Raw genomic sequence first — 19,663 nt, 5'->3', positions numbered from 1 at the left:
GATTGTGGAGGTGGTGGTTGCCGATGGACCTTGGCTTCGACAGGCTCAGCCCGAACGGACGGGGGCCTGCACGGCCCCCGCACATTCCCTCACTTCACCATCGGCAGCTTCAGCCCCTGCTTCCTGGCCGTCTCCACCGCCAGTTCATACCCCGCATCGGCATGGCGCATCACGCCGCTGCCGCAGTCGTTGACCAGCACGCGCGCCAGGCGCTCGGCTGCGGCGTCGGTGCCGTCGGCCACGATGACCATGCCCGAGTGCTGCGAGTAGCCCATCCCCACGCCGCCGCCGTGGTGCAGGCTGACCCAGGTGGCGCCGCCCGAGGTGTTGAGCAGCGCGTTGAGCAGCGGCCAGTCGCTCACGGCATCGGTGCCGTCCTTCATGGCTTCGGTCTCGCGGTTGGGGCTGGCCACGCTGCCGGTGTCCAGGTGGTCGCGGCCGATGACGATGGGGGCCTTGAGCTCACCGCTCTTGACCATCTCGTTGAAGGCCAGGCCCGCGATGTGGCGCTCGCCCAGGCCCAGCCAGCAGATGCGTGCGGGCAGGCCCTGGAAGGCGATGCGCTCGCCCGCCATGTCGAGCCAGCGGTGCACATGCTTGTTCTCGGGGAACAGCTCCTTGATCTTGGCGTCGGTCTTGCGGATGTCCTCCGGATCGCCCGACAACGCTACCCAGCGGAACGGGCCCTTGCCTTCGCAGAACAGCGGGCGGATGTAGGCGGGTACGAAGCCGGGGAAGTCGAACGCGTTCTTCACGCCTTCGTCGAACGCCACCTGGCGGATGTTGTTGCCGTAGTCCACCGTGGGGATGCCCATGGACTGGAAGTCCAGCATGGCCTGCACGTGCACGGCACACGACCGGGCTGCGGCCTGCTTCAGGGCTTCGTGCTGGGTCACGTCCTGCTGCGCGGCGCGCCACTGCTCCACCGTCCAGCCCGCGGGCAGGTAGCCGTTGACCAGGTCGTGGGCCGAGGTCTGGTCGGTGACCAGGTCGGGCTTCAAGCCGCCGGCCTGGGCACGTTTGACCAGCTCGGGCAGCACGTCGGCCGCGTTGCCCAGCAGGGCGATGGAGACGGCCTCCTTGGCTGCCGTGTGCTGCTGGATGAGCTCGAGCGCATGGTCGATGTCGCGCGCCTGCTTGTCCACGTAGCGCGTGCGCAGGCGAAAGTCGATGCTGCTTTGCTGGCACTCGATGTTGAGCGACACCGCGCCCGCGAACGTGGCTGCCAGCGGCTGCGCGCCGCCCATGCCGCCCAGGCCCGCGGTCAAAATCCACTTGCCTTCGAGCGAGCCGCCGTAGTGCTTGCGGCCGGCCTCTGCAAAGGTCTCGTAGGTGCCCTGCACGATGCCTTGCGTGCCGATGTAGATCCAGCTGCCGGCGGTCATCTGGCCGTACATGAACAGGCCCTTTTGGTCCAGCTCGCTGAAGTGCTCCCAGTTGGCCCACTTAGGGACCAGGTTGGAATTGGCCAGCAGCACGCGGGGCGCGTTGGCATGGGTCTTGAACACGCCCACGGGCTTGCCGGACTGGATGAGCAGGGTTTCGTCGTCGTTCAGCTCCTTGAGCGAGGCGAGGATCTGGTCATAGCACTCCCAGTTGCGCGCGGCACGGCCGATGCCGCCGTACACCACCAGGTCTTGCGGGCGCTCGGCCACTTCGGAGTCGAGGTTGTTCTGGATCATGCGGTAGGCCGCCTCGGTGAGCCAGCTCTTGCAGGTGAGCTGGTTGCCGCGCGGCGCGCGGATCACGCGGCTGGCGTCGTGGCGCGGGTCGGTGCTGGGGGTGGAGGAAGCTGCGGCAGCGATGATGGCGTCGTTGGCGTTCATGGTGGGCTCCTGGGAATCGATGGGTGTGAATGGAAGGAAATCAGGCGTGGCTGGGCAGGCACTGCAGCAGCGGCGCAGGCCACGGCGTGTGCATCGCCCACTCGCGCATGGCTTCGATGTCGGTGGCGAGGTAGCGGTCTTGCTCCAGGTACGCCACGCGCTGGCGGATGGCGGCGAACTGGTCTTCCACCAGAGGCGATGACTTCAAGGCACGGTCGAACTCCATGCCCTGGGCAGCGGCCATGGCCTCGATGCCCACCATCACCGCCGCATTGCGCACCATGTCGCCCAGGCGCCGCGCGCCGTAGGTGGCCATGGAGACATGGTCTTCCTGGTTGGCCGAGGTGGGCAGGCTGGTCACGCTGCTGGGGTTGGCCAGGCACTGGTTCTCGGCCGCCAGCGCGGCGGCGGTGACCTGCGCGATCATGAAGCCCGAGTTCACGCCGCTGTCCCGGATCAGGAAGGCCGGCAGGCCCGAGAGGCCCGGGTCGAGCAGCAGCGACAGGCGGCGCTCGGAGATGGCGCCGATCTCGGCCACGGCCAGCGCGATGATGTCCGCCACGAAGGCCACCGGCTCGGCGTGGAAGTTGCCGCCGGAGATCACGTCCCCATTGTCGAAGACGAGCGGGTTGTCGGATGCTGCATTTGCCTCGATGGTCAGCACGCGCGCGGCGTGGTGCAGGTTGTCCAGGCACGCGCCCATCACCTGGGGCACGCAACGGATGGAGTACGGGTCCTGCACGCGGCCGCAGTTCGGGTGCGAGGTGTCGATGGCGCTGCCGTCCAGCAAGGCGCGCACGGCGGCCGCCACGGCGATCTGCCCGGCCTGGCCGCGCGCTTCGTGGATGCGTGCGTCAAACGGCTTGACCGAGCCCTTGATGGCTTCGAGCGACAGGCAGCCCGCCACCAGCGCGGCCGCGAACACGCTCTCCGCGCCGAACAGACCGGCCAGCGCGAGCGAGGTGGACACCTGCGTGCCGTTGAGCAGCGCCAGCCCTTCCTTGGGGCCCAGCACGAACGGCGCCAGGCCGATGGAGCGCATGGCGTCAGCCCCCGACACCACCGTGCCGTTGACCTTGGCCTGCCCTTCGCCGATCAGCACGCAGGCCAGGTGCGCCAGCGGCGCCAGGTCGCCCGACGCGCCCACCGAGCCCTTGGCCGGGATCACCGGCAGCACGTTGGCATTGGCCATGGCCAGCAGCGCATCCACGATCTCGGGCCGGATGCCGGAGTGCCCGCGCGCCAGGCTGATGGCCTTGGTCGCCAGGATGACGCGCACCACATCGTCGGCCAGCGCATCGCCCGTGCCCACGCTGTGCGACAGCACCAGGTTGCGCTGCAGCTCGGCCAGGCGCTCGTGGGCAATCTTGGTGCTGGCGAGCTTGCCGAAGCCGGTGTTGATGCCATAGACCACCTGGTCTTCGTCCACGATGCGCTGCACCGTGGCCAGCGATGCCTGCATGAGCGCGCGTGCGGACGGGTCGAGCGACAGCTGGACGGGCGCGGCGTAGATGGCGCGCAGCGTGGCCAACGGTACGTGGCCAGGGTGCAGGGTGATGGAGGCCGAAGCGGTCGTTTTTGTCATTGGGGTCATCCTGTATATACAAGTAGGTACAAGCGAAAAATCAGTCAGTCAACGCTGGTCGGTCACTCAGCCCGTTCGTCCTGAGCTTGTCGAAGGGCTGCGGTGTTCGCGCCCTGGCTTCGACAGGCTCAGCCCGAACGGGTTGGGGGTGCGTGGGCTGGGGAGGAACATCGGCATCTCGTTCACCCTGCGACGGGATTGCCGTCCGCCCGAAATCGGCTGCCCAGGCGGTAGCGGGTGGCGGGGTGCAGGCAGCGCACCACGGTGATCGGCACGCCGCGCGACCAGGTGCGGCGGGTGAGCAGCAGGCAGGGCTCTTGCGGCGACATCTCGAGCAGCGTGGCCTGCTCTGCAGTGGGCATGACGGCGTCGACCACGTGCTCGATCTGGTCGAACGGCACGTTGCGCACCAGGTATTCGGAGGGCTGCAGCAGCGTGAAGTCCTGCGCGGCGAACTGGGGCACCTGGCGGGGGTTCACGTGGCGGTCTTCCAGTTGCACGGGCACGCCGTCTTCGCGGTGGATGCACAGCGAATGGAACACCGACTCGCCCGTGCGCAGGTCGAGCGCAGCGGCCACTTCGAGCGTGGCCGAGATGCGCTCCACTGCCAGCACGTCGCAGCGGTAGTCGTGCCCGCGCTGGCGGATCTCGCCGGCGAGGTTGGCGATCTGCAGCAGCGTGGACTGGGGTTTGTCTTCGGCCACGAAGCTGCCCACGCCGGCCACGCGCACGATGCGGCCCTGCTCCACCAGTTCGCGCAGCGCGCGGTTCACCGTCATGCGCGAGATGCCAAACTGGGTGACCAGCTCGTTCTCGGACGGCAGGCGGTCGCCCGCGCGCCAGATGCCTTCCTGGATCTTGCGCGAGATGTGGTCCTTGACCTGCTCGTACAGCGCCATGGCCTGCGCGGGCGCAGCGACGGCCACGACCGCCTTGGCTGCGGCGGCACGGGGCCCGTTGCGCGGAGCCTCTGCGGGACGGCGGGAAGGACGGGCGCTCATAAAGCCTTAATGCAGGTCCGCTGCCATGGACTCGGCGCGGATCTCTTCCGTCAGCCGCGCCTTGAGGTCCATGAACTCGGGGCTGGTCTTGATCGTGTAGTGGCGCGGGTGCGGCAGGTCCACCGCCAGTTCGGTCTTGATGCGGCCGGGCCGCGCGCTGAACACAGCCACGCGGTTGGCCATGAAGATGGCCTCGTCGATGTCGTGGGTGACAAACAGCACGGTCTTGCGCTCGGCCTCCCAGATGCCCAGCAGCAGCTCTTGCATGAGCACGCGGGTCTGGTTGTCGAGCGCGCCGAAGGGCTCGTCCATCAACAGGATCTTGGGGTCGTTGGCCAGCGCGCGCGCAATGGCGGTGCGCTGCTGCATGCCGCCCGACAGCTGCTTGGGAAAGTGCTGCTCGAAGCCGCGCAGCCCCACCTTGGCGATGAAGTACGCGGCGCGCTCTTTCTGCTGCGATTCGGGCATGCCGCGCTCGCGCAGGCCGAAGCGGATGTTCTGCTCGATGGTGAGCCAGGGGAACAGCGTGTAGCTCTGGAACACCATGCCGCGCTCGGGCCCGGGGCCTTCGACCGGTGCGCCATCGAGCAGCACGCGGCCGCTGGTGGCGTGGTCCAGCCCCGCCACGATGCGCAGCAGCGTGGACTTGCCGCAGCCCGACGGGCCGAGGATGGTGACGAAGTCGTTGTCCTTGACCTCGAAGTCGACCGGCTGCAGCGCCTGTGTGCGCTGGCCCTTGGCGGTCTCGAAGACGCGCGAAACAGCTTGTATGGAAACGCGGCTCATCGCACAAAACTCCAGGCAAACAGACGGTGGTTGAGCGCCTTGAAGGCGAAGTCGGACACCAGCCCGATGAGGCCGATGATGATGATGCCGAAGATGATCTGGCCGGTGTTGAGCAGCGACTGGCTGTCGGTGATCATGTGGCCGATGCCGCTCGACGACCCGATCAGCTCGGCCACGATGACGTACGTCCAGGCCCAGCCCAGCACCAGGCGCAGGGTCTCAGCGATCTCGGGCGCGGCGCCGGGGATCAGCACCCGCGTGACGATGCCTTTGTGGCCCGCGCCCAGCGTGTAGGCAGCCTCCACCAGGTCGCGCCGCGCGCCACCCACGGTGACGGCCACCATGAGCGTGATCTGAAAGACCGAGCCGATGAAGATGACGAGGATCTTCTGCGTCTCGCCAATGCCGGCCCACAGGATGAGCAGCGGGATGAAGGCCGACGCGGGCAGGTAGCGGCAGAACGAGACGAACGGCTCGAAGAACGCCTCGATGCCCTTGTATGCGCCCATCGCGATACCCAGCGGCACGGCGATGACGGCGGCCAGGATGAAGCCGCCGAACACGCGCCACACCGTCATGCCGATGTCCTTGTGAAAGCCGTACTCGCTGAACAACAGCCAGCCTTCCTTGGCCATGGTGACAGGGCTGGCCAGGAAGGTGGGCGACACGAAGCCGCCCAGCGTGAAGAACGCCCACACCAGCACGAACAACACAAAAAAACCGAAGCCCAGCAGCCAGCGGGCACGGGCACTCACAGGCTCCAGGGGAGCGAGCGAGCGCCGGCGCACGGGGGCTTGGGGCGTGGTCACGGACAGGGGTTGCACAGCAGACATGGCGCGCTCTTCTTCCAGGAACGATTTACTTGATGAAGCTCGCGTCGAAGGTGACGTTCAGATCCTCTGGCGCCTTGCGGATGATGCCGGCCTCCAGCAGGATGGCCGTGGCGTCCTTCATGAACGCAGTCAGCTCGCCGGCAAAGAATTTCTGGTTGGCGGCCTTGTCCTGCCAGCGCAGGAACGACGACGACTTGGCGAACTGCTCGCCCGACTGCTTGACCGCCGCGCCCATGATCTCGTTGGACTTGGTCGGGTCGGCCTTGATCATGTCGAGCGCCTGGAAGTACGAGTTGGCCAGGGCCTGCGCGGCCTTGCCGTTGGCCTTGAGCCAGGTGGGGTCGCAACCCACGGTGTCCATCACCATGGGGTAATCGAGCGTGGTGGCCAAGATCTTGCCCGCGGCAGGGTTGTCGCGCACGGTAGACAAGTACGGCTCGTACGTCATGGCAGCGTCGTTCTGCCCCGCCACGAAGGCCTGCGCGGCCGCCTGGGGCGACAGCGTGGTGGTCTTCACGTCCTTGAGGCTCATGCCGTTCTTGCTGAGCATCCAGGCCAGGCCGAAATACGGAGCGGTGCCGGGCGCATCCACGCCGATGGTCTTGCCCTTCAGGTCTGCAAAGCCCTTGATGTCGCCACGCACCGCGATGCCGTCAGCGCCGTAGGACTTGTCCATCTGGAAGATCTGGACGATGGGCACGCCGTTGGCGTTCCAGGCCACATGCGTCTCGACCGTGGTGGCGGCGCACTGGATGGACTTGGAGGCGAGGGCCAGGTGGCGGTCCTTCTGCGGGATCATCTTGATCTCCACGTCGAGGCCGTTCTTCTTGAAGATGCCTGCTTTGTCGGCCAGCGTGAGCGGCGCAAAGCCCGTCCAGCCGGACATGCCCAGCACAATCTTGGTCTCTTGCGCCTGGGCCGGTGCGGCCACCGCCATCACGCAAGCCGCGGCTGCCGCCAGCGACGTCCATTTCACAACCGATCGAGTCATCATCTGCTCCTGTTTGAAGAAAGTACCTTTGCCCACTCCGGCCGGGTCGCACCCGCTTGCAGCCGCCATGATGACAGCCCGAGCATACCTGTATATACAGGGTAAACGCTAGAGGCGTGACCCATTTGAGAGCGGGGTCACCTGCATCAGCAAGAACGGGGCCAAGGCGGGGTGGAGAACGTCGCAGAACGCCCCCAACGCGAACTTGCTACACATTCGATAGCTATCCAGGCCGACCCATCAAGCGGTAGGCAGGTATTCTTCAGAAGCTTTTCAAAACACTGAATTTGCGCAAAGGCATCCGGGACGGTGCGGCGTGTGCGCGGCGCGCACCAACGCCGTGCAAAGCCCACGCCGTTGCCCCGGGAGGCCGGCCCCCGAGGCAACGGCGCCCTGCCCCGCGGCGAACTGCTCACGTGCCCAGACCCCAAGCCGGTTCGCGCGCGCCTTCCGCCGAGTTCGTTAAACGCGGTGTGCCGCAGCTGCGGCGGGCTGGCGATTCTGGCGTCAACCCACGACCGGCAGCCGCACGGTCACCGACAGGCCGGGCTCCGCGTTGCGCATCTGCAGCGTGCCGCCATGCGCCTGCGCCACCAGGCGGCACAGGTACAACCCGAGCCCCACGCCGCCGGTGGTGCGCTGGCGCGCGGTGTCGGGCCGGTAAAAGGCCTGGGCCAGATGCGGCAGGTGTTCGCGCGGCACGCCCGGCCCGTGGTCGCGCACCTCGATCTCCACCGCGGCATCCACCCGCCGCAGGTACAGCTCGGGCGGAGGCGCTGCGGGGTCGCTGTGCCGCAGGCTGTTGTCCAGCAGGTTGCGCAGCAGCAGCCGCAGGCGGGAGCGGTCGAGCGACAGCGTTTGCAGGGCCTCTTCCTGCCCGCCAGCATGCAACACGATCGACGCTGCAGTGGCGTGGCGCCTGCCCAGCTCGCCGATCACTTCGCGCGCCAGGGCGGGCAGGTCGGTGGGTTCGCGGTGCAGCGCGGCGTGGCGGCCGGCCAGGCGTTCGCTCTCCAGCAGGTCGGTGATGAGACCGGCCATCTCGCCCAGGTCGCGCATCAGCGCCAGGCGCTGGGTCTGCACCTCGGGGCTTTCGGGCAGCAGTTCGGTGTTCAGGCGGGCCCGGGTGAGCGGGCTGCGCAGCTCGTGGCTCATCGCCAGCAGCAGGGCGCGCTTGGCCTCCAGCATCTGGTGGATGTCGTCACCCATGGTGTTGATGGTGGCGGCCAGCTGCCCCAGCTCATCGGGCCGGTGGGCGTGCCGCACGGGGATGGCCTGCGCGAAGTTGCCCTCGCCAAAACGCTGGGCGCCCATGCGGATGTCGTCCAGCGGCCGCAGCAGGTGGCGCACGTACACGTACGCCAGCGCGGTGAGCAGCAGCAGCACGGTGAGCGTGCCCCACGCGATGCGCGGGCGCTTGTCCCACGACAGCGCGTTGAGCCCGAATTCGATGCTGTGCCCGTCGGCCGTGATGCGCTGCAAGAGCCGCCGGCCCTGGTCGTCGCTGCCGTGGCCGTTCCAGTGGTCCTCGCGCTGGAACTTGTCGCTCATCCAGTCCGGGCGCGGCTGGTCGGGGTGGGACTCCCAGTGCACCACCGGCCCGTCGATGCGCAGCGTGATGGGCAGGCGCTTGGCAATGGCCTGCGCGCGCTCGATGCTGGGCGGGTTGCCGATCTCGGCGGTCAGGCGGTCCACGTAGTCCATCAGCAAGGGGCGCGCAGCCTCGCGCCAGCCGACCGACACGGCCTTTTGCACGCCGCCCATGAAAGCGATGGCCACCGTCACGGCCAATGCCATGAACACCAGCACCAGCCGGATGCGCAGCGAGTACCCCACCGCCCGGCTTGCGCGGCGGTGCCAGGGGCAGTCGTGCTCCACGCCGGGGATGTCTTCTGCCCTCAGCCGTCGCCGCCACCTCATGGCGCGGCTGCCCGCCGCAGGGCCAGGGAGTAGCCGGCGTTGCGCAGCGTCTTGATGCAGTCGAGCGGCTCCAGCTTCTTGCGCAGGCGGCTGACCACGATGTCGACCGCGCGGGTGTACAGCTCGGCCTCGTGCCCGCGCAGCTGGTTCAGGATGTCGTCGCGGCTGAAGACCTTGCCGGCATCGCGCGCCAGCAGGTGCAGCAGGTCGAACTCCGTGCCGGTCAGCTCGATAGCGGTGCCCTGGCGCAGCACGCTGCGGCGCGCCGCATCGATCACCAGGCCCTCGAACTCGAGGACGCCGGTGTCGCCGCCGCCCTGCCCCGGCGCGCGGCGGCGGCGCAGCACGGTCTGCAGGCGGGCCACGAGTTCGCGCGGCTCAAAGGGCTTGGGCAGGTAGTCGTCCGCCCCCAGCTCCAGGCCGACGACGCGGTCCATCACCTCGCCCCGGGCCGTGAGCATCACCACGGGCAGGTCGCCCTGCTTGCGGATGGTGCGGCACAGCTCGAAGCCATCCATTTCGGGCAGCATGACATCGAGGATGGCAGCATCAAAGCCGCCCGCCGCAAGGCGTGCCAGTCCGTCGCTGGGACGCAGCGCATGGGTCAGCTCCAGCTCGAACCGCTGAAAATACACGGTCAGCGGAGGCCCGAGCTGTTCGTCGTCGTCGATGAGGAGGATGCGGTGCATGCGCGATTCTTACATTGGCAGGGTGCGTCCAGCCAGGGGCTGGTGGCCGCTGGGCGCAATGCTCCAGGGTTGCCCCGCTTCCTCGGCCATGCCCCAATCCTGGCGCTCCTGTCCGCGCACAGCGATCGCAGGCTGGCCGGTGGGCGTTGCGTGGTGGCCCTGCCAGCCGGCAACCGCCTCATCGCCGTAGCGGTCGTCGGCCTGTGTTTCCTGCGGCACTGCGCTCAATGCGCGGTGCCGGCGGATGAGGTCACGCAAGCGCCGCTGCACGGGGATGTGCAGGGCATCGAAGGCATCCGCCGCGGCCAGCAAGGCAGGCAGTGCGTGGGCAGCGCCCGCCGGTTGGCGCGCCACCAGGCCCAGCGCGTGTTCGCGGTCAAACCGGGGGCCCCACACCAGGGACATCAGTTCGTCGTGCGGCTCGGGCATGCCCGCCAGCAGCGCGGGGCCATGCTCACGCAGCTGCCCTGCGAGTTGATGGATGGGTTGCAGCAGTGGAGACATGTCGATGCCCCTGCCTCAGCCGCGGGCCATCCAACCCTTGCGCCGCTGCATCAGCTCGCGCACTTTCTGCTGCTGGTCGGCGTTCAGGCTGTCATAGAAGTCTGCCAGCGCCGTGATCACCTCGGGGCTGTTGGCCTGCACTGCGCGGGTCTTCTCGTCCATCAGCGCCTGGGCGCGGGTGCGGTCGAACTTGTCGCCCGCCATGATGGCCTGCACCTCTGCACGCGGGTCGGCCGTCTTGCCGATGAAGGCGGTGCGCTGCGCTTCGAGCTTGTCCGCCAAGACATTCAGCTTCTGTTTTTGTGGATCGGTTAGATCGAGCTTGCTGCTCACGCGCTCCACCACCTTGCCGCGCATCTCGGCCATCTTTTCAGGCGTCATGGCCCCCTGGCGGTAGTGGTGGCCGCTGGAACAAGCGGTGAGCCCACCCACCATGATCGAAGCGCCGAACAATCCCACCAGGGTTTTCTTGATCCAGGGTTTCATGATGCAGTCCTTTCACGGACGGTGTTGAACATGACCCTGATGGTGCCGCGGAGGCAGGCCGAGGTGGTCTCGGCGCAGTTTCGGTTTATTTCGCTTTGTATCGCCCGTGGCCTGCAGGCGGTGGCATGGGCGACGCGAGGGTTCAGCTACCGCATCACGGCGGTCAGAACGATCAGCCTCTGTGCGAGGCTGTGGGCTTGGTCGCGCATTTGTGTGAGAGGCACAGCGCCTACGGTGCAGCCCTCATACCATAGATGAAAACCCGTGACACCCGCGAGCCCCGCCCCGGCTGCGTGTGCGGCAATGGCCTGCTCCACACTGGTGTGCACACTGGGCTCACCGATCAACTCCTGGCCCCTGAATATGCGCGCCTGGTAGTGGGAGGCGCCGTGCCCTCGAATGTGAAGCGTGGGAACCAAGGCGATTGCGCCCTGAAGGCGGATGAAACAGGGCTGCCTAGCCCATTGCCTGCGTTTGGCGACAGCCCAGGTCGGAGAACTGCAATTCACGCTCGACGCCGTGGCCGTCGCCATAGAGCGATCGCAGGTCGTCCGTTTGCTGACGCTGCTCAACCCGGTCTGAAGGCTGGCCCATCTGAAACGACGGCAGCTCAGGCCAAGCTTCCAGATGGTGGGACGAAGAAAAAGCAGAGAACGACATGATGAAATCCTCGCAACGAATTTGGAAGGGTTGCGCAATGCACTTGGATTGCGCTTGGTGAAAGTCATTGGCGCATCGGGCCATGCGCGGCGATGTCAGAACGTCATGCGGCAGGTTGTAGGAATATGCCTACGATCCCTGGTCAGTACCTGCACGACTCCACCTCGCCCTTGGCACATGACGCCTCCGCTGTAAAGGCGCCATGCGTTCAAGCGGCCTTTGCCAGTTCTGGCGCCTCGATTCCCAACGCATCGCCCTCGCCCGCCAGCAACCCTATGCAGTCCAGCGCCGTGGGCGGGTCGCACGGCTCGGCGTACACGCGCACAGCGATGTCTTCAGCTGCCGGCGAAAAGTAGAGCCAGAGGTTGTCGTTTTCCTTGTCGTAGCAAGAAAACAGCGCGCGGCCGGAACCCGGACGGCACATCAGGAACTTGGACATGAACATCTGCTGGATGCGCAAGGTGGGTTCGAATGCCTGGTCGTCGTTTCCGAGGGCCAATTTGTGCCAACTGCTCATAGGTGCCTTTCGCCTGGCCATGCCAGTGTTACGGATGACCCATGGTAGAGACAGCCCCCTCGTGCACACCATTCTTGTGCAGCGCATCAATTTGTAGGACAGATGCTCCGTGCCGACCACCGCGTCCCAGTCGCGGGCCTGCTGCAACCACTAGTCGAAGGACGCTTCCAGATCGCGTTGGGCGGGGTTGCGGCGGGACATTCGCATCCTTGCGCCATGGGCCCGGAGCGTGGCGCAACCCAGTCCCGTGACGTACAGAACCTGGGCTTTTTGGCAGGGTGAATCCACGGGTGGAAGCTGCACCTCCACCATTCCTGCAGCATGCAGGACACGCAGTTTGTCGATGTTGACGACGTCCCACTCGACCAGTGGGAGCTCGTCGCGCTCGAGTTGTCTCAAATACTCCATTGGCATGGCGGCCTCCGGCGTGAACGAGTATCGATTTTGCGGCGCTGCAAAAGCAGCTTCAAGAATTGATACACGTCGCTACAAGATAGCGGTCAAACAGGCTGCTCTCCAATGGCGGAGCTGCGCCGATGGCGTGCAGCGTCTGTTGCCTAAACCCACACTCACTGAACAGCCATTGGCGGTTTGTGTCAGCAACATACCGGAAATTGCCTTTTGCGTAGGATGAGTCTGACATCGTCGCAAGCAGAAAAGGCAGTCACAAGAATTATTCGCATTCGTAGGATTGGCGTTTTCCCCGAGGAGATGCAATGCCCATCCTGGTGATATTTTTCGGCGTGCAAGTGGTGGCGGTGGCATTGGCAGCCGCCATCGCCGGTCTGTAGAGATCCCGAAACATCAGCGGCGTCACTGTTGGCGGCGCTTGACGGTCAGTGCTGAGCGAATGTGAGCACCACCCACCTTTCGCGTGCGCAGTGGCACAAATCACGGCCCCCACGTCAGCCTGGCCGCGACACTGGTAAACGATGAGCCCTGGGCGTGACAAACGGGCGCATGCTCCATCAGGCTATCACCCTGGATTTCGCAACGCTGGCCTTACAGGATTGCCATGGGTATCACTGTCACCCTCGCCAGGAACATATCGGACAAAGACTTCCAGGAGGTCGAAGCCCTCGTCCGGCATCTTCAGGCCACCGACTACAACTTTGACGGCCGCGCCATATGGGTGGAGCGTGGCGCGGTCACCGATGTCCACGATCCGCAAGACGCTTTGCGTGCCGCACTTCTGGAGCTGATGGTCAACGGCATTCTGAGCGAGGCTTAGCGTGCGCAACAGGTACTCCCACGCTTGCGTGCCAGAATGCCTCTCTACAGGGAGAGACACACATGCACCAGGGATCATTCCAACCCGCGCGGCGCGCTGCACTGGCCGCGGCACTGGCAGGCGCCTTGAGCGCATGTGGCGGCGGGGGCTCATCCGGCCCCGACGCTCCGCCGCCCGAAACAGCGGGACAAGTCGTCAACTCTTCCATGCAGTCCGCATCGACCGGCAGCACCTATTCCATTCAGGTGTTCATCCCTGCAGGCTACGCGGGCGGCACCGCGGCACTGCCGGTGATCTACGCCACGGAGGGTGATGCGCCTTATGGCGGGGTCGCGCCGGGGAGCGGTGGGCCCAATCGGTCGCGATTCGATACCTTCAAGGAAGTGATGCAGCGCCGGGGCACGCAGGCAATCCTGGTCGGCATTGGCGGTACTGCGTGGCGCACTACAGACTTCCTTCAGCCCGGGGCATCCAGATACCTCGACTTCATCGTGAAGGAACTCGCGCCCGCCATCGAAAGCCAGTACCGCGCAGACCCCAAGCGCCGCGCGCTGTCCGGGCTGTCACACGGCGGTTACTTTGTGGTGGCCGCCCTGGTGCTGGAGGCACAGGCCGGCCGCCCGCCCAGCTTTTCGCACTACCTTTCCACGGAGTGCAGCGTGGGTGAATACTCCAGCCCCGCCGGCGTGCTGGGATTTGAAAAGACGATAGAGGGCAAGCCGCTCCCCACCACATTGTTCATTGCCGGTGCCAGCAATGGAAACCATCCGCTGATTGGCATCCCCCTGTACAACCAGATGTCCGCGCAGAGCCTGCCCGGTCTGGCGCTGCTCAAGGCCGAGTACAACACCTCGCACGTGGGTGCCGATGTTCCGGCGTTCGAAGAGGCGTTGAAACGCTTTTTTCCTTGAATGATGCTGTGGCAGGAGGCGGCCAAGGCTTTATCGCGAAGTGCGTTCAGCACAGTGTGATCCGAGGTGGTGGCGACCCCGTCCTCGTTGAGGCGGTTGCAACTAAAAAACAGCGCCGCTGACACAACGCTGGAGCAGCCGCACGCGACGCGGCGAGGCTACCTACGCCGATCCTGCCAAGCAGTTTTGCCGATAGGCAAAGAAAAACCGCCACAGCCTGGGTTCTCCAGAGTGTGGCGGTGCTTTGTATGGTGGAGCTGGCGGGAATTGAACCCGCGTCCGCAAGCCTTCATCGGGCAGATCTACATGTTTAGCGGTCTGATTTAAGTCTCGCTAACGTTATCGCGCAGTCGCACGCTACAACGTCGGCCAGCACCCTATTTTCTCACTTCAACCCAAGGTACCCGGATCAAAGCCAGCCCATGTAATTATCCTTGCAGCCGGGAGGCACTGATTGCTCAGAACCCCCTTGCCCAGCCCATCGGCCAACTGTTGCAAGGCTCACTGGCAATTAAGCAGCGAGTGCGAAACGTTCGTCGTTTGCAGTTAGTTTGTTAAATCGAGATTTACGAGCGTGACTCAAGCTCGACATGCACCACACCGACTCCGAACCCACGTCGAAACCAGGACAGCCCCAGAACCTCTATTTTAGGCGCCTTCGAGCAATTGCAAGAGCTCGGTGGGAGATTTAATTGCCGCGTGGGCGCCCCACTGGAGCGGATCGCTCTTGGAGCCAAGATAGCCATAGGTCGCCGCGACGGTTCCCATGCCGGCTGCCAGCCCAGCGACGATGTCTCGTTCATCGTCACCCACATAAATGCAGAACTCGGGTGCGATCTTCAAGCGGGCCGCTGCTTCGAGCAAGGGTGCGGGGTGGGGCTTGGCGTGCGGTGTCGTATCTCCACTGACCACCGCCCCGGCGCTGGCAAACAGTGGCATGGCGCGGGTCAACGGCTCGGTGAAGCGCGCGGCCTTGTTGGTGACGACGCCCCACGCGAGGTTTCGCTCGAGCAGTTGTACCACCAACTGCGGCACCCCGTCGAAAATGCTGGTGAGTTCGGTCATGCGCGACTCATAGTTCACGAAGAACTCCTCCCGCATGACGGGAAAGTCAGGGTGATCGGGCGTCATTCCGAAGGCTTCCCCCAGCATGCCACGCGCACCTGCCCCGGCCATGGGGCGGTAACGCTCCAACGGCAAGCAGGACAAGCCCCGGTCCGTGCGCATCTTGTCGGCTGCAGCGCCCAGATCCGGGGCGCTATCGATCAGTGTTCCGTCCAGGTCGAACAGAACGGCGCGAATATTGTGAAACATGGTCAATCGTGTCAGGCGCTGCGGCGGGTTGCGAAAAGATAGTTCACGCTGGTGTCGGCACTGAGCCAATAACGCCGGGTCAACGGGTTGTATTCCAGGCCCCGCGTGGCCTGAATATCCAGGCCCGCCCCCCGGCAGCTGATGGCCAGTTCGCTGGGTTTGATCATCTTGGCGTATTCGTGCGTGCCCCGCGGCAGCATATTCAGCACATATTCGGCGCCCACAATCGCCAGCATGAATGCCTTGGCGTTGCGGTTGATGGTAGAGAAAAACACCCAACCGCCCGGCTTGACGAGCGCCGAGCAGGCCTTGACGACCGAGGCGGGATCTGGAACGTGTTCCAGCATTTCCATGCAGGTGACCACATCGAAGGTGCCAGGTTGCTCTGCAGCCAGGCTTTCCACACTGATTTCCCGGTACTCTATCTGGGACGTTTGGGCCTCCAGAGCATGCAACTGTGCCACGCGCAGCGCCTTGGTTGCCAGGTCGATCCCCAGCACCTGGGCACCTTTGCGCGCCATGGAGTCGGCCAAAATGCCGCCGCCGCATCCCACATCCAGCACGCGCTGGCCCGAAAGCTGGCACAAGCCGTTGATCCATTCAAGCCGCAAAGGATTGATCTGGTGCAAAGGCCGAAACTCGCTGTCGGGGTCCCACCAGCGGTGGGCAAGTTCGGAGAATTTGGCCAGTTCGGCGGGATCTGCGTTGACGGTTTCACTCATGGCTGTCATTTTCCACGATAGAGATGAAGGATCTAAAAGCCCCAAACGCAAAAAAGCCCCGTTGCCGGGGCTTTTTTGTGCATAACAGCAATCCGGGGATTACTGAGCGGCGCGCGTGCCAACCACTTCGATTTCCACGCGACGGTTCTTCGCACGGCCTTCGGCAGTCTTGTTGTCGGCGACAGGTTGCTTTTCGCCCTTGCCTTCGGTGTAAACGCGGTTCTTTTCGATGCCCTTGGACACCAGATAAGCCTTCACGGCTTCGGAACGGCGAACCGACAGCTTCTGGTTGTAAGCATCAGAGCCCACGGAGTCGGTGTGACCCACGGCGATGATCACTTCCAGGTTGATGCCCTTGACCTTGGAAACCAGGTCGTCCAGCTTGGCCTTGCCTTCTGGCTTCAGCACCGACTTGTCGAAGTCGAAGAATGCGTCAGCAGCGTACGTCACCTTGGTGGCAACAGCGGGTGCTGGTGCTGGAGCTGGTGCGGGAGCAGCAGCAGGTGCAGGAGCGGCGCCAGGTGCAGGAGCAGCAGCGGCAGGAGCGGGAGCAACGATTGCGCCGTCGCAGCCAGGAGCTGCCGTAGCAGGCGTCCAGTTAGCATTGCGCCAGCAATATTCGTTGGTACCGTTCTTCCAGACCAGTTGGCCAGAAGCATCACGCCAGTTGTCAACGGTTTGTGCGCCAGCGGCGGTTGCGAGCGCTGCAGAGGCAAACAACATCGCCACTTTGTTCAGTTTCTTCATGGTTCTCCTCTTGGGGAAAAAGCCGCAGCCGCGCTGCGAATCAGGACGCCTGGGGTGACCACCACCCGAAGCGTTCAAACGATTGTGCCATACGTAACAGGGCAAAAGCGGTGGCACCCGTGTAGGCTCCGTAGGACAAAACCGGAATTGCCACGATATGTTGCTGAGGCGCTACACGCTCTTACCTCTAAAATGATTCTCCTTTGCCACCGCCGCCGCCCCCAATGACCCAGTTTGCCAAAGAAACCCTGCCCATCAGCCTTGAAGAGGAGATGCGGCGCAGTTATCTCGATTACGCGATGAGCGTGATCGTGGGTCGGGCCCTGCCCGACGCTCGCGATGGCTTGAAGCCAGTGCACCGCCGTGTGCTGTTCGCGATGCATGAACTCAATAACGACTGGAACCGGCCTTACAAGAAGTCCGCCCGTATCGTGGGGGACGTGATCGGCAAGTACCACCCGCATGGCGACTCGGCGGTGTACGACACGATCGTCCGGATGGCGCAGGATTTTTCGCTGCGCCACATGCTGGTGGATGGCCAGGGCAATTTCGGCTCGGTGGACGGCGATAACGCTGCTGCGATGCGGTATACCGAAATCCGCCTGGCAAAGATTGCGCACGAAATGCTCGGAGATATCGACAAGGAAACCGTCGATTTCGGGCCCAATTACGACGGCAGCGAAAAAGAGCCGCTGGTATTGCCCAGCAAACTGCCCAATCTGCTGGTCAACGGCTCGGCCGGCATTGCAGTGGGCATGGCCACCAATATTCCACCGCACAACCTCAACGAGGTGGTGGATGCCTGCCTGCACATGCTGCGCCACCCCGAGGCCTCCATCGACGAGTTGATGGAGATCATTCCGGCGCCCGACTTCCCCACGGCTGGCATCATCTACGGCATCAATGGCGTGAAGGACGGCTACCGCACGGGCCGCGGCCGCGTGATCATGCGCGCCAAGTGCCATTTCGAGGACATCGACCGCGGCCAGCGCCAGGCGATCATCGTGGACGAGCTGCCCTACCAGGTCAACAAGAAGACGCTGCAGGAGCGCATGGCCGAGCTGGTGCACGAAAAGAAGATCGACGGCATCAGCCACATCCAGGACGAGTCCGACAAGTCGGGCATGCGCCTGGTGATCGAGCTCAAGCGCGGCGAAGTGCCCGAGGTGGTGCTCAACAACCTGTACAAGCAGACGCAGCTGCAGGACACCTTCGGCATGAACATGGTGGCGCTGATCGACGGCCAGCCCCGCCTGTGCAACCTCAAGGACCTGATCGTCGTCTTCCTGCAGCACCGCCGCGAAGTGGTGACGCGCCGCACGGTGTTCGAGCTGCGCAAGGCGCGCGACCGCGGCCATGTGCTCGAAGGCCTGGCCGTGGCCCTGGCCAACATCGACGACTTCATCGCCATCATCCGCAACGCACCCACCCCACCGGTGGCCAAGTCCGAACTGATGGCGCGCTCGTGGGACAGCAAGCTGGTGCGCGAGATGCTCACCCGCACCCGCGAAGACGGCGGCGTGATCAATGCCGATGACTACCGTCCCGACGGCCTGGAAAAGGAGTTCGGCATGGGCCAGGACGGCCTGTACCGCCTGTCGGAAACGCAGGCCCAGGAAATCCTGCAGATGCGCCTGCAGCGCCTCACAGGGCTCGAGCAGGACAAGATCGTGGCCGAGTACAAGGAAGTCATGGCGGTCATCGAAGACCTGCTGGACATCCTGGCCAAGCCCGAACGCGTCTCCACCATCATTGGCGAAGAGCTCACGTCCATCAAGACGGAATTCGGCCAGCACAAGCTGGGCGCGCGCCGCAGCATCGTCGAATACAGCGCGCAGGACCTCTCCACCGAAGACCTGATCACGCCGACCGACATGGTGGTGACGCTGTCCCACACCGGCTACATCAAGAGCCAGCCCCTGTCCGAATACCGCGCCCAAAAGCGCGGCGGGCGTGGCAAGCAGGCTACGGCGACCAAGGAAGACGACTGGATCGACCAGCTCTTCATCGCCAACACGCACGACTACATCCTGTGCTTCTCCAACCGCGGCCGCCTGTACTGGCTCAAGGTCTGGGAAGTGCCCGCCGGCTCGCGCGGCTCGCGGGGCCGCCCCATCGTCAACATGTTCCCGCTGCAGGACGGCGAGAAGATCAACGTGGTGCTGCCACTGACCGGCGACATGCGCACCTTCCCGGCCGACCGCTACGTGTTCATGGGCACGAGCATGGGCACCGTGAAGAAGACGGCGCTCGATGAATTCAGCAACCCGCGCAAGGGCGGCATCATCGCCGTGAACCTGGACGACGGCGACTACCTGATCGGCGCTGCGCTGACCGATGGCAAGCACGACGTGATGCTGTTCAGCGACGGCGGCAAGGCCGTGCGCTTCGACGAGAACGACGTGCGCCCGCTGGGCCGCCAGGCCCGTGGCGTGCGCGGCATGACACTCGAAGACGGGCAGAGCGTGATCGCCATGCTGGTGGCCGAAGACGAGACGCAAAGCGTGCTGACCGCCACCGAAAACGGCTACGGCAAGCGCACCAGCATCGTCGAATACACGCGCCATGGCCGTGGCACCAAGGGCATGATCGCCATCCAGCAAAGCGAGCGCAATGGCAAGGTCGTGGCCGCCACGTTGGTGCATGCGGACGACGAGATCATGCTGATCACCGACAAGGGTGTGCTGGTGCGCACCCGCGTGTCCGAGATCCGCGAACTGGGCCGTGCGACCCAGGGCGTGACCTTGATTGCGCTGGATGAAGGCTCCAAGCTCAGCGGCCTGCAGCGCATCGTGGAAAACGACGCCAACGTGGCCGATGTCGATGCAGAGGGCGACGCCAGCGCCGACGGTGCTGGCTCCCCGGATGCCGACACGCCGCCGGCGTCAGACGCCTGACCCCGACGCCCCGTCCTTGCCGGGTGCCATGATGGGCATGGCA

Annotated in this window: 19 protein-coding genes and 1 other RNA gene; 3 read left to right on the top strand and 17 right to left on the bottom strand. The window is 64.8% G+C overall.

What is annotated here, in order from left to right; translation table 11 throughout:
- Positions 1-89: 89 nt before the first annotated feature.
- The 13 genes from hutU to ASG27_RS18905 form a co-directional block, all read right to left on the bottom strand.
- Positions 90-1,826 carry a urocanate hydratase gene (gene hutU, locus ASG27_RS18970; protein WP_056419381.1) on the bottom strand — a complete coding sequence of 579 codons (1,737 nt, stop codon included), beginning with the start codon at positions 1,824-1,826 and terminating at the stop codon, positions 90-92.
- 40 nt (positions 1,827-1,866) lie between these two features.
- Positions 1,867-3,411, bottom strand: coding sequence for a histidine ammonia-lyase (gene hutH, locus ASG27_RS18965; protein WP_200912453.1), 1,545 nt, complete (start codon positions 3,409-3,411; stop codon positions 1,867-1,869).
- Positions 3,412-3,593: 182 nt separating this feature from the next.
- The gene (hutC, locus tag ASG27_RS18960) at positions 3,594-4,412 is read right to left on the bottom strand and encodes a histidine utilization repressor (protein ID WP_056419376.1); all 819 of its coding nucleotides are present in this window, start codon (positions 4,410-4,412) and stop codon (positions 3,594-3,596) included.
- 6 nt (positions 4,413-4,418) lie between these two features.
- Positions 4,419-5,198: an ABC transporter ATP-binding protein gene (locus ASG27_RS18955; protein ID WP_056419373.1), complete on the bottom strand. Its 780-nt coding sequence runs from the start codon at positions 5,196-5,198 to the stop codon at positions 4,419-4,421.
- The gene (locus tag ASG27_RS18950) at positions 5,195-6,031 is read right to left on the bottom strand and encodes an ABC transporter permease (RefSeq protein ID WP_056419370.1); all 837 of its coding nucleotides are present in this window, start codon (positions 6,029-6,031) and stop codon (positions 5,195-5,197) included. Before ASG27_RS18950 ends, ASG27_RS18955 begins: the two co-directional genes overlap by 4 nt.
- Before the next feature lie 25 nt (positions 6,032-6,056).
- Positions 6,057-7,022: an ABC transporter substrate-binding protein gene (locus tag ASG27_RS18945; RefSeq protein WP_056419889.1), complete on the bottom strand. Its 966-nt coding sequence runs from the start codon at positions 7,020-7,022 to the stop codon at positions 6,057-6,059.
- A gap of 507 nt (positions 7,023-7,529) precedes the next feature.
- Entirely contained in the window at positions 7,530-8,942 is a 1,413-nt protein-coding gene (locus tag ASG27_RS18940; protein ID WP_056419367.1) for a sensor histidine kinase, read from the bottom strand.
- Positions 8,939-9,631, bottom strand: a complete 693-nt coding sequence (locus ASG27_RS18935; RefSeq protein ID WP_056419365.1) for a response regulator transcription factor — start codon at positions 9,629-9,631, stop codon at positions 8,939-8,941. The genes ASG27_RS18940 and ASG27_RS18935 overlap by 4 nt, the downstream gene beginning before the upstream one ends.
- A gap of 9 nt (positions 9,632-9,640) precedes the next feature.
- A complete protein-coding gene (locus ASG27_RS27675; protein WP_235504078.1) occupies positions 9,641-10,135 on the bottom strand; it encodes a hypothetical protein in 495 nt (164 codons plus the stop codon).
- A 15-nt stretch (positions 10,136-10,150) separates the two neighbouring features.
- Entirely contained in the window at positions 10,151-10,621 is a 471-nt protein-coding gene (locus tag ASG27_RS18925; RefSeq protein ID WP_056419361.1) for a Spy/CpxP family protein refolding chaperone, read from the bottom strand.
- A 456-nt stretch (positions 10,622-11,077) separates the two neighbouring features.
- Positions 11,078-11,281 carry a hypothetical protein gene (locus ASG27_RS18915; RefSeq protein ID WP_156370483.1) on the bottom strand — a complete coding sequence of 68 codons (204 nt, stop codon included), beginning with the start codon at positions 11,279-11,281 and terminating at the stop codon, positions 11,078-11,080.
- A gap of 208 nt (positions 11,282-11,489) precedes the next feature.
- On the bottom strand, positions 11,490-11,798 hold the full coding sequence (locus ASG27_RS18910; RefSeq protein ID WP_056419353.1) for a hypothetical protein: 309 nt from the start codon (positions 11,796-11,798) through the stop codon (positions 11,490-11,492).
- Between the two features lie 150 nt (positions 11,799-11,948).
- Positions 11,949-12,212 (bottom strand): hypothetical protein, encoded by a 264-nt coding sequence (locus tag ASG27_RS18905; protein ID WP_056419351.1) that lies wholly within the window; start codon positions 12,210-12,212, stop codon positions 11,949-11,951.
- 601 nt (positions 12,213-12,813) lie between these two features.
- On the opposite strand from ASG27_RS18905, the gene ASG27_RS27165 reads away from it, so the two are divergent.
- Positions 12,814-13,029 carry a hypothetical protein gene (locus ASG27_RS27165; RefSeq protein ID WP_056419348.1) on the top strand — a complete coding sequence of 72 codons (216 nt, stop codon included), beginning with the start codon at positions 12,814-12,816 and terminating at the stop codon, positions 13,027-13,029.
- Between the two features lie 206 nt (positions 13,030-13,235).
- On the top strand, positions 13,236-13,940 hold the full coding sequence (locus tag ASG27_RS18895; protein ID WP_056419344.1) for an alpha/beta hydrolase: 705 nt from the start codon (positions 13,236-13,238) through the stop codon (positions 13,938-13,940).
- 249 nt (positions 13,941-14,189) lie between these two features.
- Here ASG27_RS18895 and ssrA read toward each other — a convergent pair.
- From ssrA to ompA, 4 genes are all read right to left on the bottom strand, one after another.
- Positions 14,190-14,576, bottom strand: a transfer-messenger RNA (tmRNA) gene (ssrA, locus tag ASG27_RS26090).
- Positions 14,577-14,588: 12 nt separating this feature from the next.
- Complete coding sequence (locus ASG27_RS18890; RefSeq protein WP_056419886.1) at positions 14,589-15,254, bottom strand: HAD family hydrolase; 666 nt, start codon at positions 15,252-15,254, stop codon at positions 14,589-14,591.
- Between the two features lie 11 nt (positions 15,255-15,265).
- Positions 15,266-15,976: a bifunctional 2-polyprenyl-6-hydroxyphenol methylase/3-demethylubiquinol 3-O-methyltransferase UbiG gene (gene ubiG / locus ASG27_RS18885; RefSeq protein ID WP_056419343.1), complete on the bottom strand. Its 711-nt coding sequence runs from the start codon at positions 15,974-15,976 to the stop codon at positions 15,266-15,268.
- Positions 15,977-16,075: 99 nt separating this feature from the next.
- Positions 16,076-16,723, bottom strand: a complete 648-nt coding sequence (gene ompA / locus ASG27_RS18880) for an outer membrane protein OmpA (RefSeq protein ID WP_056419340.1) — start codon at positions 16,721-16,723, stop codon at positions 16,076-16,078.
- A 224-nt stretch (positions 16,724-16,947) separates the two neighbouring features.
- On the opposite strand from ompA, the gene gyrA reads away from it, so the two are divergent.
- Positions 16,948-19,620: a DNA gyrase subunit A gene (gyrA, locus tag ASG27_RS18875; protein ID WP_056419338.1), complete on the top strand. Its 2,673-nt coding sequence runs from the start codon at positions 16,948-16,950 to the stop codon at positions 19,618-19,620.
- Positions 19,621-19,663: the final 43 nt, after the last annotated feature.

Origin of the sequence: Acidovorax sp. Leaf191 (genome assembly GCF_001424425.1) — a bacterium.
Taxonomy (GTDB): domain Bacteria; phylum Pseudomonadota; class Gammaproteobacteria; order Burkholderiales; family Burkholderiaceae_C; genus Acidovorax.
This window is presented reverse-complemented; position numbering and strand designations above follow the sequence as displayed.

Bases quoted from the DNA above. Each gene is read 5' to 3' on its own strand.
- hutU (WP_056419381.1), bottom strand. From the start codon at position 1,826: ATGAACGCCAACGACGCCATCATCGCTGCCGCAGCTTCCTCCACCCCC.
- hutH (WP_200912453.1), bottom strand. From the start codon at position 3,411: ATGACAAAAACGACCGCTTCGGCCTCCATCACCCTGCACCCTGGCCAC.
- hutC (WP_056419376.1), bottom strand. From the start codon at position 4,412: ATGAGCGCCCGTCCTTCCCGCCGTCCCGCAGAGGCTCCGCGCAACGGG.
- ASG27_RS18955 (WP_056419373.1), bottom strand. From the start codon at position 5,198: ATGAGCCGCGTTTCCATACAAGCTGTTTCGCGCGTCTTCGAGACCGCC.
- ASG27_RS18950 (WP_056419370.1), bottom strand. From the start codon at position 6,031: ATGTCTGCTGTGCAACCCCTGTCCGTGACCACGCCCCAAGCCCCCGTG.
- ASG27_RS18945 (WP_056419889.1), bottom strand. From the start codon at position 7,022: ATGACTCGATCGGTTGTGAAATGGACGTCGCTGGCGGCAGCCGCGGCT.
- ASG27_RS18940 (WP_056419367.1), bottom strand. From the start codon at position 8,942: ATGAGGTGGCGGCGACGGCTGAGGGCAGAAGACATCCCCGGCGTGGAG.
- ASG27_RS18935 (WP_056419365.1), bottom strand. From the start codon at position 9,631: ATGCACCGCATCCTCCTCATCGACGACGACGAACAGCTCGGGCCTCCG.
- ASG27_RS27675 (WP_235504078.1), bottom strand. From the start codon at position 10,135: ATGTCTCCACTGCTGCAACCCATCCATCAACTCGCAGGGCAGCTGCGT.
- ASG27_RS18925 (WP_056419361.1), bottom strand. From the start codon at position 10,621: ATGAAACCCTGGATCAAGAAAACCCTGGTGGGATTGTTCGGCGCTTCG.
- ASG27_RS18915 (WP_156370483.1), bottom strand. From the start codon at position 11,281: ATGTCGTTCTCTGCTTTTTCTTCGTCCCACCATCTGGAAGCTTGGCCT.
- ASG27_RS18910 (WP_056419353.1), bottom strand. From the start codon at position 11,798: ATGAGCAGTTGGCACAAATTGGCCCTCGGAAACGACGACCAGGCATTC.
- ASG27_RS18905 (WP_056419351.1), bottom strand. From the start codon at position 12,212: ATGCCAATGGAGTATTTGAGACAACTCGAGCGCGACGAGCTCCCACTG.
- ASG27_RS27165 (WP_056419348.1), top strand. From the start codon at position 12,814: ATGGGTATCACTGTCACCCTCGCCAGGAACATATCGGACAAAGACTTC.
- ASG27_RS18895 (WP_056419344.1), top strand. From the start codon at position 13,236: ATGCAGTCCGCATCGACCGGCAGCACCTATTCCATTCAGGTGTTCATC.
- ASG27_RS18890 (WP_056419886.1), bottom strand. From the start codon at position 15,254: ATGTTTCACAATATTCGCGCCGTTCTGTTCGACCTGGACGGAACACTG.
- ubiG (WP_056419343.1), bottom strand. From the start codon at position 15,976: ATGAGTGAAACCGTCAACGCAGATCCCGCCGAACTGGCCAAATTCTCC.
- ompA (WP_056419340.1), bottom strand. From the start codon at position 16,723: ATGAAGAAACTGAACAAAGTGGCGATGTTGTTTGCCTCTGCAGCGCTC.
- gyrA (WP_056419338.1), top strand. From the start codon at position 16,948: ATGACCCAGTTTGCCAAAGAAACCCTGCCCATCAGCCTTGAAGAGGAG.